This is a genomic window from Halorubrum salipaludis, from assembly GCF_002286985.1.
GTDB classification, from domain to species: domain Archaea; phylum Halobacteriota; class Halobacteria; order Halobacteriales; family Haloferacaceae; genus Halorubrum; species Halorubrum salipaludis.
Genome location: NZ_NSKC01000003.1, coordinates 384,391 through 401,581 on the forward strand (window position 1 = coordinate 384,391; position 17,191 = coordinate 401,581).

The following is a 17,191-nucleotide window of genomic DNA, read 5'->3' on the forward strand; positions in this document are numbered from 1 at the left end:
AGCGCGTCGCCCCCGGTAAACCGAGTCTCCAGAAATCCGTCCGGCGTCGCGGTCGTCTCGGGAGGTGTCAACTACCGAGAGTCGCGAAAAACGCCGACTACCGGGTGTTACGAATGGCGCCGACTACCGAGTGTTACGAATGGCGCCGACTACCGGGTGTTACGAATGACGTCGACTACCAAGTGTCGTGGAACGTGTCGAACTCGATCGAGTCGAGGGGTTTCTCGCCGATCGCGGCCTCGTACTCGCCCGGCGTCAGCATCGGCTTGTGGAACCGCGGGCCGTCGTCGGTCGTGATCCGGGGACAGCCCGTGTTGACGAACGCGTCCATGTCGAAGTTCCGCAGGCGGTCCGGCGTCACCTCGTCCATTGTGATCAGGTAGGCGTTCTCGTTGTTCTCGACGATCTCCTGGGCCTTCTCCCAACGGCCCTGCCCGATCTTCGTACAGAAGATGACACCCCACTTCTCGGCGCCCATCGCCTTGTGGACCGAGGCGTAGCGCTGCTTGAGGAACTGGTCGTGTTCCGCGACCGAGACCGCGTTGTTGACGGGGTCGGCGATGACGACGCGCTTGTCCGGATGCTCCATCGCGAGGCCGACCGGGTGGAACTTCCCGCCGCCGACGTACAGCACCTGCTCGGCGTCGATGTCCGCGGAGGCGTAGTTGCAGCCGAGCACCTGCCCCTCCTTCGTGAGCCGGTCGTCGCCCCGGCGGGTGTGGACCTCGTAGCCGCGCTCCTCCAACCAGTCGGTCATCTCCTCGAACCGGTTCATGTGCTGGGCGGTCGTGACGAGCCCCACGTCGGCGTCCTCCTCCGGGGACGCGAGCTCTTCCTCCAGCGCGTCCTCCATGATCGGGAAGGGATCGACGTTCGAGAACAGGGGGACGTAGACGATGCTGTCGGACTCCTTCATCGGCGTGTGGCCGAAGTGGACGAACACGTCCGTCCGGCGCATCAGGTACGTGTCGAGGTCGCAGGCGCCGTAACAGGGCTGTCCGGACAGCATGAACGTCACGTCGTCGGGCGCCACCTCGCGGAGGTCGTCGGCGACCTTCGGGCCGCGGCGCTTGAGCCCCTCGGGGAACTGGAGGCCGACCTTGGAGGCGTCGCGCTCCTCGATCGCCTCTAAGATCCGATCGAGTTCGTAGTCCCACTCGCGGTCGTGTTTCAGGGCCATCCCCGTCTTCGTGAGGTCGCCCTCCGTGGAGCCGCTCATGTCGAACGAATTGTGCGGCTGGACGGTTAAACGGCGCGTTCGACCGCGAGTTCCGTCCGCGACGTTCGTGACGTTCGTAACATTCGTGTTCGTTTCGGCGACTCCACACCCTCAGAGGGTGTCGCTCGTGAGCAGCCGAGCGATCCAGGCGCGCTGTGCGGGCAGTATTCCGTCCTCCTCGACGGCGACTGGGTCTCGGTCGACGTCGACGAAGACCCGTCCCTCGTCGTCGGGATCGGCGCCGTCGCGGGTCCAGACGAGTCGGCCGTCGGAACCGCCCGCGCCCGCGTCGCCGCGGACCTTCCATCCCGACGCCCCGCGGACCGTCAACCGATCGGCGCCGAGGTACCGCGCCCCCTCGCCGCCGATGGCGAAGGGGACCGAGGGAGCGGCGGGCGTCAGCTCCGTGAACACCACGACGCCGAGGTGTCGCTCCGTGGCGTTCGGATCCCGGTACTCGACGATCAGGGTGTCTCCGTCGATCCGGGACTCGACGTCTCTCGGGTCAGAGATTCCGTCGCGAGCCGCCTCGGAAGCGACCGCGCGCCGAAGCGACTCGTTCGCCGCGAGCGCGTCGCCGCCGGCCGCGAGGTCGACCTCAGCTACCCACGTCGTCGACCCGTTCCCGTGGAGCGTGATGGTCTGGGCGCTCTCACCGGCGACCACGGAGGTGCCGTCCGGTGCGGTTCGATCGAGGTCACAGACGCCGCAGATCGGCGTCGGCGGTGCGCGCGCGTCGGCCACTGGCGCGGCGGCGATTCCGACCGCGAGGAGGAGGACCGCCGCTGCCGCGGCGATGGTGCGGGGACGCATGGTCCGACATCTCGCCGCGATCGTCAAATAATTGATGCGCGAACGAGCCCGGATCGGGGTTCGCCGACCGATCGCGCTCGCACGCCTGAGCCGATCGCTGCCGCGGCCGACGGATACAACCCCCGAGCCGACGAACGCGGGACACATGACTGACCTTCCGCTCGAACACGTCCACGTCGCGCCCGACGACGACACCGAGAACGCCCCCGCCGTCTTCGTGCTGCACGGCCGCGGCGCCGACGAGGAGGACCTGCTGCCGGTGGCCCAGCGCCTGCCAGACGAGCTCCACGTCGTGAGCCTGCGCGCGCCCGACCCGCTGCAGGGCGGGTACACGTGGTACGAGCTCGACCTGTCCGCCGGCGGCCTCGAGTCGAGCCAGCCCGACGCCGAGGACTTCCGGCGGAGCCTCGACCTGGTGGCCGAGAGCGTCGACGCCGCGGTCGACGCCTACGGCCTCGACCCCGACCGGCTCGGCCTGCTCGGGTTCAGTCAGGGGGCGATCACGAGCCTCTCGCTCGTGTTGGAGGAACCGGACCGCTACGCGTGGGTCGTCGCGCTGCACGGCTACCTCGCGGACGCGCACGCGGACCTCGACCCCGACGGGATCGAGGGCAAGCCGGTCTTCGTCGGCGCGGGCGCCGGCGACCGCGTGATCCCGGAGTCGCGGTCGGCGGCGGCGGCCGACCGGTTCGAGGAGATCGGTGCCGCCGTCACCCGCGGGAGCTACCCGGGCGGCCACGGCATCGGCCAGCAGGAGCTGGGCGACGTCGTCACGTTCGTGGAGTCGCAGGCGGAGTGAGCGACGGCTCCCGGCCGATCGTTCCCCGAGGGACACCCCCGGCTCCGGCAGGTTGAAACCGATCCGTCCCGAGGATCGGGTATGAGCGTCGAACAGGCCGCTCCCGACGAGCAGGCCACCATCGAGGACCTCGGTCGCGAGCTCGGCGAACGCATCGCCCGAACGCAGGAGTACGAGCGCTTCGAGTCGGCCCGCGAAGCGGTCCAGCGCGACGAGGAAGTCCAGGCCAAGATCGACGAGTTCGAGCAGCTCCGCGCGGAGTTCATGCAGGCCCGGGAGACCGGACAGGCGACGAACTCCGGGCTTCAGAAGGTGCAGGCGGCCCAAAACGAGCTGCACTCGATGCCCGTCATGCGCGAGTTCCTCGACGCACAGGAGGAGCTGAACGACACCCTCGAAGCCGTCAACGAGGCCATCTCGGAGCCGCTCGCGGTCGACTTCGGCGGCGAGGCCGGCGGCTGCTGTCAGGACTAACCCGTACCGTCGCACTTCGTTTCGCTCCCGACTTTTATCAGCGATAGCGACGCACCCATCCCCGTGATAGCCGTGGCCGGCGGAAAGGGCGGAAGCGGGAAGACGACCACCACGCTGGGGCTCGCGCGGGCGCTGTCGCGGCGGGGTGCTCCCGTCGTCGCCGCCGACGCCGACTGGGACCTCCCGAACCTCGCGCGACTGGCGAGCGCCGCCGACGGAGACGGCGGCTCCGTTCCGGACGCGCCGACGGTGCTCGACGCGGTTCGGGCCGACGGAGCGATCCGCCCGGATCGGCGGGCGCCGACGGTGCTCGCGGCGCCGAACGACCCGGGTGACGCCGACGCCGGGCGCGCGCTCGGCGCACTCGCGGAGGCGGTCCCGGACGATTCGCCGACCCTCCTCGACTGTCCGGCGGGGGCGTCGCCCGACGCCGCGGCGCCGCTCCGGGCCGCCGACCGGTGCCTCCTCGTGACGCCGCTCCGGCGGGCGGCGCTCCGCGACGCCGCGAAGACCGCGGCGCTCGCGCGCCGACTGGGGTGTCCGCCGGTCGGCACCGTGGCCGTGCGCGCCGAGTCGGTTCCGGCCGGAGTGGGGGAGCTCCTCGGCTGTCCGGTGCTGGGGCGGATCCCGGCTGTCGCCCCCGAGCCGCTGTCAGACCCGTCGGTGCGGGCGGCGTACGACGACCTGGCGCGTCGGCTCGTCGACGAGCACGGGGCGGACCGGTGGCGGGTCGCGTGACCGCCGCCCCGGGGTCGCGTCCGGCGCTCGTCCCCCATCGACAGAGCCAAACCTCCGGAGCCGGCAGCGCACATATGGAGACGCTACCGACCGGGATCTCCGTGCTGGACAGGGAGTTCGGCGGCGGACTCCCGAGCGGCAGCGTCGTCGTGTTGAAGGCGGACCCCGCGAGCCAGTCAGAGCTGATCGTGGACCGGTTCTCGCGCCCGCGGGAGTGCCGCTACCTCACGACGGTGCGTTCGGCCGACGCGGTCGAAGCGAGCCTCGCGCTCGGCGGAGCGGAGGCGGGAGACGACGGCGAAAGCGACGGCGAGCGGGGCGATAGTGAGGGCGGAGCCGGAGAGACCGTCGTCGAGGAGACGGACCGCGAGGCCCCGCTCGACGACGTGTTGGCGACCGCCGCGGAGCTCTCGGACGGCGCCACGCTCGTCGTCGACTCCGTCGAACCGCTGGAGGCTTCCGACCGGTCGCGGTACGGATCGTTCCTCACCGACCTGCGCCGGCACGTCGCGGACGCCGGCGGGATCGCGGTGTTACACGCGTTCAAGGGGGAGACGGGGCGGAACCGCGTCGTCACCGAACAGGTCGCGGACGTGGTCTTCGACCTCCGGACGACCGTGACCGGCACGGAGATCGCGAACCGGCTGATCGTGCCGAAATTCCGCGGCGGCGCGGCGCTCGAAGAGCCCCTCAAGCTGAAACTCACCGACACGGTGTCGGTTGACACGAGCCGCGACATCGCCTGACCCGGCGGGCGACCTGCTTTATTTAAACCACCGCCGACGCCGCGACGACGACGACGCCGACGAGCACCGCGACCGCCGCCCAGTTCCGCGGTCGGTCGAGCGAGCCGTACGGGCCGCCCTTCCGCGAAAAGAGATAGCCCGCGTAGACGACCAGCGGCGCCAGCGTCGGCAGGGTCGACACCTCGACCACGCCCGCGACGCCGGACAGCAGGGCGAGCGCGATCGTCGTCCCCCCGGCGCTGGCGGCGACGACGAGGTCGCTGCGCGCACGTTCGATTTTCATGTCTCTCTGTGGGTCGACCGCGCTTCAAAAGGGATCGGTTCGGGGCCGAAGACCGACCGGGTCGGTCGGTCAAACGGCGCGTCGGGTTACTCCTCGTCGATCTCGTCGACGATCTCGTCGGCGTCGACGTCGACGTCTTCGAGCGCCTCCTCGATGTCGCCCGCGCCGGCGCCGCCCATGCCGCCCATCATGCCGCCGAGACCGCCCATGCCGCCGCCCTCGATGACCTCCTCGACGACGACGCGGTCGAGGTCGAGCCGGCTCATGAGGTCCTGCGCGATCTGCTGTTTCTGGAACATCCACTGCTGGTTCATCTGCATCGCCTGCGTCGCGGTGACGTAGAGCACGTCCTTCTCGACCTCCTCGGTCTCGACGACTTCCTCGCCGTCGTCGTCCTCGGTGACGGTCTCCTCCTCCTCGGTGACCGTCTCGATCCGGACCTCGGGCGCCTCCTGGAGGTACATCCCGAGCATGCCCGACGCCTGCTCTTCGCGGTCGTCGATGGCTTCGAGGATCTCGTACTCGTACTCGAGGTCCTCGCCGGCCAGCGGGTGGTTGAAGTCGACGCGGGCGCGACCGCCGATGATCGTCTCGAGGTACCCCTGCCGGTTGTCGATCTGGACCTGCGCGCCGGGGTAGCGGCTGTCCTCGGGGATCTTGTCGGCCTTGACGGTCTCGACCTCGTCGGGGTCGTACTCGCCGAAGGCGTCCTCGGCGGGCACGTCGACGACGCCCTCGTCACCGACCTCGGCGCCGATGAAGGCCTCCTCGACGGACGGGAACACGTGCCCGGCGCCCAGCGCGATGATACGCGGCTCGAACTCGTGCTCCTCGGTGTCGATCTCCGCCTCCTCGGCGGTCTCCTCGTCCGTGGTGTCGATGACGCGGCCGTCATCGGCGGTTCGAATCGTGTACGCGACTCGCACGAAGTCGCCGTCGGCGAGTCCCTCGGTCTCGGCCTCGTCTGCGTCCTCGGCCGCGTCCGCTTGCTCCTGATCGCTCATACCCTGAAGGTCTCCTGTTACACCCTTAAGGCGCACGGTTCGACGCGGCGACGACCGCGTTGCGCCGGAGTCCACTCCCGCGGCGCTTAAGAACGCGCCTGGCGGAACCCGGGTATGTTCGAGGTCGAGATCAAAGTGCCGGCCGACGCCGATGCGGTCCGGGAGCGACTGCGCGAGGTCGGCGCCGAGCGCGTCGACGCCCGCCGCCAGCGCGACGCGTACTACGACGCCCCGCACCGCGACTTCGCCGAGACGGACGAGGCGCTTCGGGTCCGACGGGAGTCTCCGCTCTCGGGGGGGATCGGCGGGGAGTCCGAGGCGGGGCCGGCGGACCCGGACCCGGCCGCTGAAACGACGAAGCTCACGTACAAGGGGCCGCTCCTCGACGAGGGGTCGAAGACCCGAGCGGAACACGAGACCGCCGTCGACGACGGCGAGGCGATGGCCGGCGTGCTCTCGGGGCTCGGGTTCGAACCGGCCGCGGTCGTCGAGAAGCGCCGGGAGTTCTGGTCGTTCGCGGGGTTCACCGTCACTCTCGACGCCGTCGACGGCCTCGGCGAGTTCGTCGAGATCGAACGCGAGGTCGACGACCAGGACGCGATCGAGGCCGCCCGCGACGAGGCGCTGGACGCGCTCGACCGGCTCGGACTCGACGGCGACGAACAGGTCCGAACCTCGTACCTCGGGCTGTTGCTGGCCGAGGAGTCCTGACGGGGCGGCGTTCAGCCGTCCCCTTCACCCTCCGGCCGCTTCTCCGAGAGCACGGTCCGGTCGAACTCGCAGACGAGCACGTCGTCGTCGCCCTCGACGACTTTGAACGCCTCCACGTGCATCGTGACCACGCCCCGCTCACCGTCGCTCGTCTCTCGCTTGTCCGTGACGGTCGACCGCGCGCGGATCGTGTCGCCGTGGAACACCGGGTTCGGGTGTTCGACCGCGTCGTACGAGAGGTTCGCGACGATGGTGCCGTCCGTGGTCTCCGGGATCGACACGCCGACCGCGAGCGACATGGTGTAGAGGCCGTTGACCAGCCGCTCGCCGAACTGCGTCTCCGCCGCGAAGTCGGCGTCGAGGTGGAGCGGCTGCTGGTTCATCGTCATGTCGCAGAAGCGCTGGTTGTCGGCCTCGCTTATCGTGCGCCGCTTCGCGTGCTCGATCGTCTCGCCGACCGCGAACTCCTCGTAGTAGCGTCCGGGCATGGGGCCACCGTCGGCGGGCGGCGTCAAAGCGGTACCGCTCTCGCGGACGGCGGCTCGTCGCCCCTCCGCGAAGGCCGCTGTGCGAACGCCGGGACGATTTATGTCGATGCGCGCGGACTGCCCGACATGGCCCGACGAAGCCTCCTGTTCTCCCCCGGCGACCGGCCGGAGCTCATGCGCAAGGCCCCCGGCGCCGGCGCCGACGTGATCTGCTTCGACCTCGAAGACGCGGTCGCGCCCGACCGGAAGGCCGAGGCCCGCGAATCGGTCCGCGCGGTGCTCACCGATCCCGACTTTGCCCCCGACGCGGAGGTGTGCGTCCGGCTCACGGCCGCCGAGCCGGCGGCCGACCTCGACGCGCTGGTGGGCGCCGGTAAGGACGCGGACTCCGACGCCGACCTCCGGCTCGACGCGGTCATGCTCCCGAAGGTGGGGTCGGCCGATCGCGTCGAGGAGGCGGCGGCGCTCTGCGCGGACCGCGGGCTCGACCCGGCCGTGTTCGCCCTGGTCGAGACGGCGGCGGGGGTCCTCTCGGCCGAGTCGATCGCGGCCGCCGCCGCGACCGACGCGCTCGTCTTCGGCGCCGAGGACCTCGCGGCCGACGTGGGCGCGACACGGACCGACGAGGGGACCGAGGTGCTGTACGCCCGCGAGCACGTCGTCCTCGCGGCCGGCGCGGCCGGCGTCGACGCGATCGACACGGTGTTCACCGACTTCTCCGACGCGGACGGCCTCCGTGAAGAGGCCGGGTTCGCGCTCACGCTCGGCTACGACGGGAAGCTGGCGATCCACCCGGCACAGGTCGACCCGATCAACGCGGCGTTCACGCCGGACCCGGAAGAGGTCGAGTGGGCCGAACGAGTGCTCGACGCCCGCGACGCCGCGGAGCGAGAGGGCCGAGCGGTCTTCCAGGTGGACGGCGAGATGATCGACGCGCCCCTGATCGCGCAGGCGGAGCGGATCGTCGAGCGCGCCCCCGCGGGCGATCGGCCCGGCACCGATCGAGACAAGAACCGAAGCGGTCGTCACAGTTAACCTCGGCCCCCCGGGAGAATCAGTCATGACCGGCCAAGCCAATCCCTTCGAGAGCCTTCAAGAGCAGGTCGACGACGCCGCGGCGTTCCTCGACGCGCCGCCGGGCGTGCTCACCCGCCTGAAGAACCCCGAGCGAGTGTTGGAGACGAACCTGACGTTCGAGCGCGACGACGGCACGCTGGAGACGGTCCGTGCGTACCGCTCGCAGTTCAACGGCGACCGCGGCCCGTACAAGGGTGGCATCCGGTATCACCCGGGCGTCACTCGCGACGAGGTGAAGGCGCTGTCCGGGTGGATGGCGTACAAGTGCGCCGTCGTCGATGTCCCGTACGGCGGCGGGAAAGGCGGCATCGCGATCGACCCCGCAGACTACTCGGAGGCCGAACTGGAGCGGCTCACCCGCGCGTTCGCGACGGAGCTCCGCCCGCTGATCGGCGAGGACCGGGACATCCCCGCCCCCGACGTCAACACCGGCCAGCGGGAGATGAACTGGATCAAAGACACCTACGAGACCCTCGAAAACACGACCGCCCCCGGCGTCATCACGGGGAAGGCGCTCGACTCGGGCGGCAGCGAGGGGCGCGTCGAGGCGACCGGGCGCTCCGTCGCCCTCGCCGCGCGAGAGGCGTTCGACTGGCTCGACCGCGACATTGCAGACGCGACGGTCGCCGTGCAGGGGTACGGGAACGCGGGGTCGATCGCCGCCGCGCTGCTCGACGACCTCGGCGCCGACGTGGTCGCGGTCTCCGACTCTGCCGGGGGGATCCACGCGCCCGACGGGGTCGACCCGCGGGCGGTGAAAGCCCACAAGGCGGAGACCGGCACCGTCGGCGGGTTCTCGGGGACCGAGGCGGTCACCAACGAGGAGCTGCTGACGCTCGACGTCGACCTCCTCGTGCCGGCCGCGCTGGAGAACGCGATCGACGGCGACCTCGCCGTCGACGTGCGCGCCGACGTGATCGTCGAGGCCGCGAACGGGCCGCTCACCCCGGACGCCGACGACGTGCTCGCCGAGAAGGACGTGTACGTCGTCCCCGATATCCTCGCGAACGCGGGCGGCGTCACCGTCTCGTACTTCGAGTGGGTCCAGAACCGACAGCGGTTCCACTGGACGGAAGAGCGGGTGAACGAGGAGTTAGAGCGCGTGATCACTGAGGCGTTCGATCGGCTGGTCGACAGCTACGAGGCGAACGACGCGCCGAACCTCCGGACTGCGGCGTACGTCGTCGCCATCGAGCGGATCGTAAACGCCGCCGATCAGGCCGGAAACTGGCCGTAGCGCCGTCCGCGAAACGATCCGTCACTCCAGCCGCGCGTCCCGGATCTCGACGTGGCCGCGGTCGCCCTCCCACACCGCGTCGTACTCGATGTCGATCCGCCGGTCCATGTGCGGCCCGTCGACGACGTACGTCTCGAACTCGCCGCCCTCGCCCAGCGGGTGGACCCCGTACTCCTCGCGAAGGTCGACGAGCTCCGCGAGCGCGTCGGCGTCGTAGCGCCGGCCGAGCCACGACTCGTCGAGGCCGTAGGCGGCCACCTGCACGATCCGGATCTCGAAGCCGGCGTCGAACATCGCCTCGGCGAGTGCGACCGGGTCCTCGCGCCACAGGGGCGCGAACAGATCGATCCCGAGCCGGTCGCACATCCCCTGAATGCGGTTCGTCTGGAACTCGCTCTCGACCGCGCCCGCGGTGACGCCCGCGAGGTCGACGCCGTCACCCGCGGCGATCTCGCGGAGCGCGGCCTCCATCGGCTCCAGCTCCGCGTCGCCCTGCGCGCCGGCGTCGTCGACGTCGTCGGCGCCGAAATCGTCGGGCGACACCTCGACGAGGTCGATGCCCACGCTCTCGGCCGCGAGTTCGGCGAGGTGGGTCGCCGGCGTGTGGTACATGTACGAGTCGCCCGCGGGGTGGACCGTCAGGAGCCGCGAGACGTCGAGGCCCTCCTCCAGCGCGCGGTACAGCGCCCACGAGGAGTCCTTCCCGCCCGAAAAGAGGCTCACCCAGTCGTCGGTCATACCACCGGTAGTGGCCGAGACGCCTAAATGGGCGCCGGTTCCCGACCGCCTACGACTCCCGCTCGGCCGCCGCGGCGACGATCCGCGAGAGCTCCCGAACGTCGGGAACGGGCGCCGACGAACGTTCGGCTCCCGCCGTAGCCGTCCCGTCGTCTTCGTCTCGAAGCGCCTCCTCGAGCGACGCCCGCAGCTCGTGTACCCCGGCCGACGCGACCTCCTCCACCGGGGGGCCGTGCCGCGCCAGGAGTCGCGCCGTGCGCGGCCGGGCGCCGAGCCCGATCAGCTCCTCGACCGCCGACCTCTCCCCGCCCTCCGTCCCGTCTCCTGTGGCCGCTCGGCCGTCCTCGGCGGTCGCTCGGCCGTCCCCGGGAGTCGCGTCGGTCTCTGCTGACTCGGGGGTTTCGGCGGTCTCGACGGCCTCGCCGGCAGTCGCGCCGCTCGAAGCCGACCCGACCCGTCCGAGCGTTCCGACGCGTCGGGCGGCGTCCGAGCGACCCCGTTCGGAGTGCGGGCGCCGCGGCCGGCCGCGACCGCCGTCGGAGCCGCTCGGGCCGTCGGCGCGGGCGTCGTCTCCCGTCCCTCGACCGCCGCCGGCGGGCTCCTCTGCGTCGCCGGTGCCCGGCGGCGGTCGGAGGCGGAACGACAGCGAGATGCACCCGTCTCCCTCCTCGAACGTCACGAGGAGCTCGGGCGGACTCTCCTCGACGCTCGCCGGGTCGACGGGCTCCGCGAGGAAGCCGACGGGGACCTCCAGGTCGACCTCGGTCAGCGCCATCGACCGCCCCGGAACGGCCTCTCGTTCCTCGTCGATGTCGACGGACGCGGCCAGGAGCTGCGCGTGGGCCCGTCGCATCAGGTCGTCGAGCGGGAGCGTCACGGTCCGCTCTCGTCCTCGAAGTGGAGTTCTGTCCTGACCGTTCCGATCCCGCCCGCGACCGCGTGCTCGGCGTAGCGCGCGTCGAACGGCGTCGCGTCGATCTCGCCGCCGAACGTCACCTTCGTCTCGACGTCGATCCCCTCCACGACGGGGCGGGGGTACCCCTGTTCGGCGACGCTCCGACGGGCGGCGAGCTCGCGGCGACCGATGCGCTCGGCGGCCGCGTCGCGGACCCGCCTGACCGCCGATCGGGTGAACAGCGCGAGGTCCCCGACGACCTCCAGCTCCCGCTCGGTGAGCTCCACGCCGAGGACGCGCTCCACGGGCGGCGTCTCGGAGAGCGGGCCCGCGGGAAACCGATCCGGGTGCACGTAGGGGCTGCCGGGTCGGACGGCGGTCTCACCCGGCTCCCACCGCGAGAGCGCCTTCCGGAGCAGATCCGGATCGACGTACGGTTCGAGCACCGTCCGGGGGTCGCGCCCGAACGGGGGGAACCGCTCGCGGAGGAACGCCTCGATCGCCTCCCGGTCGGCGAAGGCGGTCGGGTCGCGGTCGAGCGACTCGCGGAACGACGCGCGCTCGGCGGCCGCCTCCACCTCGGCGGCCGCGACGCCCTTCGTGCTCTCGAGGACGACGCCCGTCACCAGCGTCGAGAGGTCGGCCATCGCGACGGGTCACCGCGGCGGCGGGACTTCCGTCTCCCCTTCCTCGGGCCGGGTCTCCGGGACCCGAAGCGGCTGGTAGTCGCCGCGCAGGTTGAGCTCGACGCGGCCGAAGATCTCGCCTTCGACCTCCACGTCGCGCTCGCGCCGCTCCCGCTGGGTCGACACGTCGATCGACTGGTAGCCGCCGCCGATCCCCACGCCGACGATCGAGGTGAGCAGCCGGCCCGAGCCGCTGAACCCCGACCGGGTGCGCTCGCGCTGGCTCTCGGTCTCAGTGTCGCTCTCCCGGCCCCGCGCCTCGAACTTCAGTCGGGTCTCGATCGTCCCGTCGTCGAGGACGACCCGGACGATCCCCTGTTCGACGAGCTCCTCCAGGGCCTCCTGTCGCGGCCGGGAGATCTTCCGCCGCACGAGCCGCCGGATCTGCCGGACGTCGCCCGGCTCTAGGCTCCCCGTCGGCAGCGACGACACCTCCAGGTCCTCCATCGGGTCCCGGAGCTTGGGCTCCATCCGCGAGGCGGCCTCCTCGTCGAGTTCACCGGGTTCCTCCGGGGTTCCGATGGTCGATTCGCCATCCTCCATGGGGCCGTTGGCTTGGATCCAGTGGTCGACCTCCTCCTCCGAGACGTTGTCCGCCTCGAACTGCTCGATGCTGGCCGAGACCTGTTCGAGCAGGTCCGCGTACGCCTCCTGTTGGCGGATCATCGACGACACGGTCGCGTCGAACGTGTCGCTGATGAGCTTGTGGGTGAACTCCGGGAACGCGATCTCGTCCACTCTACTCAGCTCGTCGACGACGTCTGACGCTTGTGGCATATCTGACATTCAATCAAGAATCATTATAAATACACGTGATAACAATAAACAATCTACTTTCAGTTGACACGAAATGAGAGCGGGACTGACGTGCGGCGCGCTGTCGGGTCGCGGCGAACGCGAGAAGATCGGTCGATCCGAGTCGGACCGTCGCGTCAGTCCGAGATGAACTCGTTGTCGCGCCAGTTGACGCCGCCGTCGCCGTCGCCCGCCCCTTGCGGGCTCTCGACGACCTCGATGCTCGCCGGGCGCGGTTCGCCCTCGACGATCCGAGTGGCCTCTAGCTCGCCGTCCTCCTCGGTGATCGCGGTCAGGGTCCCCTTCTCCGAGCGGGTCGCGATCTCGCGGAGGACCAGGAACATCGGGTACTGGAGCGCGGAGTTCTGGAGGACCGTCTCGCGGTCGCCCTTGAAGCAGGCGAACTCGACGAGTTCGGAGGGGATCTCCTCCTCTTCGTCGTCCATCCACTGCGGGCCGCCGGCGCGCGGGGGCTCTTCCTCCCACACGCGCGTCTCAGTGACCGACGCCTTCAGCTGGGCGGTCGGCGTGTACTTGCTGATCGACTCGTCGTCGGACAGGGCCTTGATGATGAGTGTGTTGTTTCGACGCGTGATGTCGATGTCGTCGATCTCCGGGGGGAGGTCGGGATCTTCTTCGAAGTACGTCTCCACGTCTTCGAGTGGCAGTTCGAGCGTCGAATGAAGTCGGAACACGCGGCCTGTCATTGTTGGTTGGGTGAAGTGGGTCGAACCGATCGGCGCGGCGGCAGCGGCGACTGCTGCACCTGCCCCGTCTACGGTCCGTGGGTTTATATCGCCTGCCCTTCGACATCCGAGGATCGGGTGCGAAGCGCATCGGGACGACGCGGCGCCGAACGCCCATGGAACGCCCCTTCGGCGGACCGAGACGGGTGTCGGGGCGCGCGGAGGGCGCCGACTACTCGGCGCCCAGTTCGGCGGCCAGCTCGCCGCGCTCGTCGAGCTCGGCGAGCACGTCGCTCCCGCCGACGAACTCGCCGTCGACGAACGTCTGCGGGATCGTCTCCCAGCCACTGTGCGACTCCAGCGCCTCGCGGTAGTGCGGAAGCGCCGGCAGCACGTCGACAGTCTCGAACTCGTCGACGTGCTGGCCGATCAGCTCGACGGCGCGCTTCGAGTAGCCGCACTGCGGCATCAGGCGGTTCCCCTTCATGAAAAGCACCACGTCGTTGTCGGCGATCGTCTCCTCGACGCGGGACGCGATCTCGTCCGGGTCGGCGTCGGTCTCGGGTTGGAACGTCATGTACCCCGGTACGCGCCCGCGACGCAAATGGGTTCCGCACGGGATCGGCGCGACGGCGGTGGATTCCGTGCGGGATCGAGCGACGACGCGCCGGGTCCCCGGGCGTTTCGCCGGGCCTCACTCCTCGCGGTCGACGCGGACCACGTCGACGAGCGAGTACACCGGGACCCCGTCGATCTCGTCGTACCCGCGTTTGTCGACCAAGACGACGCAGGCGACGGGCTCGCCGCCCTGCTCGCGGATCGCCTCGATCGACTCGCGCATCGTCGTCCCCGAGGTGATGATGTCGTCGACGACGTAGCAGTCGCGGTCGCGGATCGCGGCGAAGTTCCGGGAGAAGCCGCCGCCCTGCTCGTCGATGTCCCCCTCGTCCCACTGGTGTTTCGCGGGCGCGTACGTGCCCAGGTCCGTGTCGAGCTGGTTCGCGACCGCGGTCGCGAGGGGCGCGCCGGCCTTCTCGACGCCGACGGTCAGGTCGACCTCCTCGCCCTGCTTGGCCAGCAGGTCGGCCATCGCGCTTGCCGCGTACCGGAGCCGTGTCGAGTCTCGACCGAGGGCCGACCAGTCGACGTGGATGTCGGCGGTCGACGCCGACGCCGCGGCCTCGGCCGCCGCGTCGTTGCCGCCGCCGCGCTCGACGAGCCAGCTCGCGGTCTCCCGGGAAACGTTCAGCTCGTCGGCGATTTCGCCCTTCGAGAGGCCGTGTTCCGCGAGCTCGGCCGCGCTGTCTATCAGGTCGTCAACGTTCTTCATATGCGCCGAATTCGACCGCCGTTTTAATAGTCGTGTCGTCATCCGCGAACGCGGCCTCGAAGTCGTCGAGCCCGTGCACGCCCGTGACGAGATCGTCGAGGAACGCGTCGGAAAGCCGGGACAGCGAGTCGACGGCGGCCTCGAAGTGCTCGTAGCCGGAGTTGACGCTCCCGACGAGCGCCTTGTTGTGGAGGACGAACTCGCGGTGGAGCCGCCCGCCGTCGACCTCGAACTCCCAGTCGCCGGGGACGCCGAGCAGCGCGCCGACCCCGTTCGGCGCCAGCGCCTCGATGGTCTCGAAGGCGTGGGGCGCGTAGCCGGTCGCCTCGAAGACGAAGTCCATCGGCTCGTGGGCCGCCGAAACCGCCGGCACCGGCGTCTCGTTGGAGTTGACGTACGTCGCGCCGAGCGACTCGATGATATCGATCGTCGGGTCGGGTCGCTCGCGGCGCCCGAGACAGTAGATCCGGTCGAACTCCTTGTCGAGGGTCGCCACCGTCAACAGCCCGAGCGAGCCGTTGCCCAGGATTAGCGCCGACTCCGGCTCCCAGTGGAATGCCGACCGGCTGGCGTAGGCGTGCTCGATCGCCTTCTCCGCGATCGAGACGGGCTCGACGAGGAACCCCCACTCGGCCAGCGCCGGCGGGATCTCGACGAGGAACTCCGCGGGGCTGGTGAAGTACTCCGCCATGAACCCGTGGGCGCCGACGATGCCGCGCTCGTGGTATCGCCCCTCCGGCGCCATGTCCGGTTCGCCGCGCGCGAAATACTCGTTGGCCCCGTTGGGCGGTCGCCGGACCGTCGGCACGACGACGTCACCGACCTCGAACGGGGTGTCGTTCGGCTCCTCGATCACGCCGACCGCCTCGTGGCCCAACACGAGGTGGTCCTCCCCCTCCGGGGAGCCGCCGTGTCCCCCGGAGATGACCTCGTGGTCGGTCCCGTCGACGCCGACCCGAAGGGTCCGCACCAGCGCCTCTCCGGGCGCCGGCTCCGGTCGCGGCTTCTCTGTCACGACCGGTTCGTCCGTCCCGTCGTACACGGCGATGGCCTTCATGTAACGGCCTTGGCGGCCAGCCACCAAAAGATTTCTTTTATTCTGAGTAAAGACTGTTCGCTCAGTCGACCGCGGGTTTTTCGTCGTCGGCCGCCGGATCGCCGCCGTGTGCACGCTCACGCTCGCCTGGCGGACGTTCGGTGACGCGCCGATCGCGCTCGCGGCGAACCGGGACGAGGCGCTGGACCGCCCCTCGGAACCGCCGGCCCTCCGTGGGAGCGATGGCGGGGACGGCGGCACCGCGGGCAGCGACGACGCCAGCTACGTCGCCCCTCGGGACGCCGAGGCCGGAGGGACGTGGATCGGGCTCTCGGCGTCCGGGGTCGTCGCCGCGGTCACGAACCGCTGGCTCGACGCCGACCGCGAGGGAGACCGGTCCCGCGGGCTGCTCGTCCGGGACTGCCTGGAGGCCGACTCCGCGGAGGACGCCGTTCGCGCCGTCGAACGCGACCTCGAAACCCGGTCGTACGACGGCTTCAACCTCGTGCTTGCCGACGCCGCCGCGGCGTTCTGCCTCTCGTACGACGGCGGACTGGCGATCACCCGCCTCGATCCGGGCGTCCACGTCGTCGGCAACGTCGGCGGCGTGGTCAACGGCACCGAGCGCTTCGCGATCCCTGACCGGCGACGGGAGTTCGGCGCGGAGCGCGCCGACAGCGCGCGGGCGGTGGCGGCCGAGACGGCGCCCCGACCAGGAGAGTCGGGCGCGGCGTGGCTCGACCGTGCGAGCGCGACGCTCGCGGACCACGAGTACGGCGCCTGCCTCCACGGCGACGGCTTCGGCACGCGGTCGTTCACACGGATCCGGACCGCACCCGACCCGGAGGCGACCGCCGAGTTCGCGTACGCGGACGGTCCGCCCTGCGAGACGCCCGCGGATCCGGTGTCGCTGCCGGCGGGGTTCGGATCGGGTGCGGCGGGTGACTCTCAGTCCACCGAACGAGATGGATCGGCGTAGCGGCGACGACGGCGCGGAAAGCCAGTTTTAAGCGACTCGCGGGCGCCCGATACGGTATGAGCGTGTCCGAACTCGAGGCCGACCTCTCGGAGGACGAACACGCCGGCCTCGAACTCATCCGCGAGACCGGTGGCATCCACCAGAGCGACTTCTGGAAGGAACTCGACGTCTCCTCGCGGAAGGGGAGCCGCATCGCGGAGGCGCTAGAAGAGTCCGGGCTCATCCAGCGCTCGGACACCGTCTACGACGGCCACAACACGTTCTACCTCGAACCCGCGCCCCGCGATCTGGACTTCTCGCTTCTCATGGCCGGCGACATGCTCTCGCCGTTCATCGGCGAGGAGGAGGTCGACGCGCAGGCCGACGCCTTCTCGCAGTGGATGATGAACCTCGCGTACGAGGAATACTGAACCGCCCGCCGACTCGCGTACTCGACTGCTGACTCGCGTTCTCGCCC

22 protein-coding genes are annotated in these 17,191 nt (G+C 70.4%); 9 read left to right on the forward strand and 13 right to left on the reverse strand.

Going from position 1 to position 17,191, the window contains the following annotated elements; translation table 11 throughout:
• Positions 1–175 precede the first annotated feature (175 nt).
• Both dph2 and CK500_RS07395 read right to left on the reverse strand, forming a co-directional pair.
• Positions 176–1,219: a diphthamide biosynthesis enzyme Dph2 gene (gene dph2 / locus CK500_RS07390; protein WP_095636594.1), complete on the reverse strand. Its 1,044-nt coding sequence runs from the start codon at positions 1,217–1,219 to the stop codon at positions 176–178.
• A gap of 111 nt (positions 1,220–1,330) precedes the next feature.
• Entirely contained in the window at positions 1,331–2,032 is a 702-nt protein-coding gene (locus CK500_RS07395; RefSeq protein WP_095636595.1) for a hypothetical protein, read from the reverse strand.
• 145 nt (positions 2,033–2,177) lie between these two features.
• Here CK500_RS07395 and CK500_RS07400 point away from each other — a divergent pair, with 145 nt between their 5' ends.
• The 4 genes from CK500_RS07400 to CK500_RS07415 all read left to right on the forward strand — a co-directional run bounded on the left by CK500_RS07400 (position 2,178) and on the right by CK500_RS07415 (position 4,789).
• A complete protein-coding gene (locus tag CK500_RS07400; protein WP_095636596.1) occupies positions 2,178–2,831 on the forward strand; it encodes an alpha/beta hydrolase in 654 nt (217 codons plus the stop codon).
• A gap of 81 nt (positions 2,832–2,912) precedes the next feature.
• The gene (locus tag CK500_RS07405) at positions 2,913–3,305 is read left to right on the forward strand and encodes a YlbF family regulator (protein WP_095636597.1); all 393 of its coding nucleotides are present in this window, start codon (positions 2,913–2,915) and stop codon (positions 3,303–3,305) included.
• 63 nt (positions 3,306–3,368) lie between these two features.
• A complete protein-coding gene (locus CK500_RS07410) occupies positions 3,369–4,043 on the forward strand; it encodes a MinD/ParA family ATP-binding protein (RefSeq protein WP_198951523.1) in 675 nt (224 codons plus the stop codon).
• Between the two features lie 74 nt (positions 4,044–4,117).
• Positions 4,118–4,789: an RAD55 family ATPase gene (locus tag CK500_RS07415; protein ID WP_095636598.1), complete on the forward strand. Its 672-nt coding sequence runs from the start codon at positions 4,118–4,120 to the stop codon at positions 4,787–4,789.
• A gap of 22 nt (positions 4,790–4,811) precedes the next feature.
• Here CK500_RS07415 and CK500_RS07420 read toward each other — a convergent pair whose 3' ends face one another.
• Both CK500_RS07420 and CK500_RS07425 read right to left on the reverse strand, forming a co-directional pair.
• Complete coding sequence (locus CK500_RS07420; RefSeq protein WP_095636599.1) at positions 4,812–5,072, reverse strand: hypothetical protein; 261 nt, start codon at positions 5,070–5,072, stop codon at positions 4,812–4,814.
• Positions 5,073–5,158: 86 nt separating this feature from the next.
• Positions 5,159–6,076, reverse strand: coding sequence for an FKBP-type peptidyl-prolyl cis-trans isomerase (locus CK500_RS07425; protein WP_095636600.1), 918 nt, complete (start codon positions 6,074–6,076; stop codon positions 5,159–5,161).
• A 114-nt stretch (positions 6,077–6,190) separates the two neighbouring features.
• Between CK500_RS07425 and cyaB the strand changes: the two genes are divergently transcribed.
• Positions 6,191–6,787: a class IV adenylate cyclase gene (gene cyaB / locus CK500_RS07430; RefSeq protein ID WP_095636601.1), complete on the forward strand. Its 597-nt coding sequence runs from the start codon at positions 6,191–6,193 to the stop codon at positions 6,785–6,787.
• An 11-nt stretch (positions 6,788–6,798) separates the two neighbouring features.
• Here cyaB and CK500_RS07435 read toward each other — a convergent pair whose 3' ends face one another.
• Positions 6,799–7,275 carry a MaoC family dehydratase gene (locus tag CK500_RS07435; RefSeq protein WP_095636602.1) on the reverse strand — a complete coding sequence of 159 codons (477 nt, stop codon included), beginning with the start codon at positions 7,273–7,275 and terminating at the stop codon, positions 6,799–6,801.
• 126 nt (positions 7,276–7,401) lie between these two features.
• Between CK500_RS07435 and CK500_RS07440 the strand changes: the two genes are divergently transcribed.
• Together CK500_RS07440 and CK500_RS07445 are read left to right on the forward strand one after the other, a co-directional pair.
• Positions 7,402–8,310, forward strand: coding sequence for an HpcH/HpaI aldolase/citrate lyase family protein (locus tag CK500_RS07440; RefSeq protein ID WP_095636603.1), 909 nt, complete (start codon positions 7,402–7,404; stop codon positions 8,308–8,310).
• A 25-nt stretch (positions 8,311–8,335) separates the two neighbouring features.
• Entirely contained in the window at positions 8,336–9,589 is a 1,254-nt protein-coding gene (locus tag CK500_RS07445) for a Glu/Leu/Phe/Val family dehydrogenase (protein WP_095636604.1), read from the forward strand.
• Between the two features lie 21 nt (positions 9,590–9,610).
• Here CK500_RS07445 and CK500_RS07450 read toward each other — a convergent pair whose 3' ends face one another.
• From CK500_RS07450 to CK500_RS07485, 8 genes are all read right to left on the reverse strand, one after another.
• A complete protein-coding gene (locus tag CK500_RS07450) occupies positions 9,611–10,327 on the reverse strand; it encodes a diphthine--ammonia ligase (protein WP_095636605.1) in 717 nt (238 codons plus the stop codon).
• A 49-nt stretch (positions 10,328–10,376) separates the two neighbouring features.
• Positions 10,377–11,204, reverse strand: a complete 828-nt coding sequence (locus CK500_RS07455; RefSeq protein WP_095636606.1) for a hypothetical protein — start codon at positions 11,202–11,204, stop codon at positions 10,377–10,379.
• Positions 11,201–11,869 carry a hypothetical protein gene (locus CK500_RS07460; protein WP_095636607.1) on the reverse strand — a complete coding sequence of 223 codons (669 nt, stop codon included), beginning with the start codon at positions 11,867–11,869 and terminating at the stop codon, positions 11,201–11,203. The genes CK500_RS07455 and CK500_RS07460 overlap by 4 nt, the downstream gene beginning before the upstream one ends.
• A gap of 9 nt (positions 11,870–11,878) precedes the next feature.
• The gene (locus tag CK500_RS07465) at positions 11,879–12,685 is read right to left on the reverse strand and encodes a hypothetical protein (protein ID WP_095636608.1); all 807 of its coding nucleotides are present in this window, start codon (positions 12,683–12,685) and stop codon (positions 11,879–11,881) included.
• 155 nt (positions 12,686–12,840) lie between these two features.
• Entirely contained in the window at positions 12,841–13,410 is a 570-nt protein-coding gene (locus tag CK500_RS07470) for a DUF7110 family protein (protein ID WP_095636609.1), read from the reverse strand.
• A 211-nt stretch (positions 13,411–13,621) separates the two neighbouring features.
• The gene (locus CK500_RS07475) at positions 13,622–13,966 is read right to left on the reverse strand and encodes a glutaredoxin family protein (RefSeq protein ID WP_095636610.1); all 345 of its coding nucleotides are present in this window, start codon (positions 13,964–13,966) and stop codon (positions 13,622–13,624) included.
• Positions 13,967–14,083: 117 nt separating this feature from the next.
• Complete coding sequence (gfcR, locus tag CK500_RS07480) at positions 14,084–14,719, reverse strand: transcriptional regulator GfcR (RefSeq protein WP_095636611.1); 636 nt, start codon at positions 14,717–14,719, stop codon at positions 14,084–14,086.
• The gene (locus CK500_RS07485) at positions 14,706–15,776 is read right to left on the reverse strand and encodes a glucose 1-dehydrogenase (RefSeq protein ID WP_095636612.1); all 1,071 of its coding nucleotides are present in this window, start codon (positions 15,774–15,776) and stop codon (positions 14,706–14,708) included. Before CK500_RS07485 ends, gfcR begins: the two co-directional genes overlap by 14 nt.
• A 106-nt stretch (positions 15,777–15,882) precedes the next feature.
• On the opposite strand from CK500_RS07485, the gene CK500_RS07490 reads away from it, so the two are divergent.
• Complete coding sequence (locus CK500_RS07490; RefSeq protein ID WP_095636613.1) at positions 15,883–16,734, forward strand: NRDE family protein; 852 nt, start codon at positions 15,883–15,885, stop codon at positions 16,732–16,734.
• A 56-nt stretch (positions 16,735–16,790) separates the two neighbouring features.
• A complete protein-coding gene (locus CK500_RS07495; RefSeq protein ID WP_095636614.1) occupies positions 16,791–17,144 on the forward strand; it encodes a helix-turn-helix transcriptional regulator in 354 nt (117 codons plus the stop codon).
• Positions 17,145–17,191 lie beyond the last annotated feature (47 nt).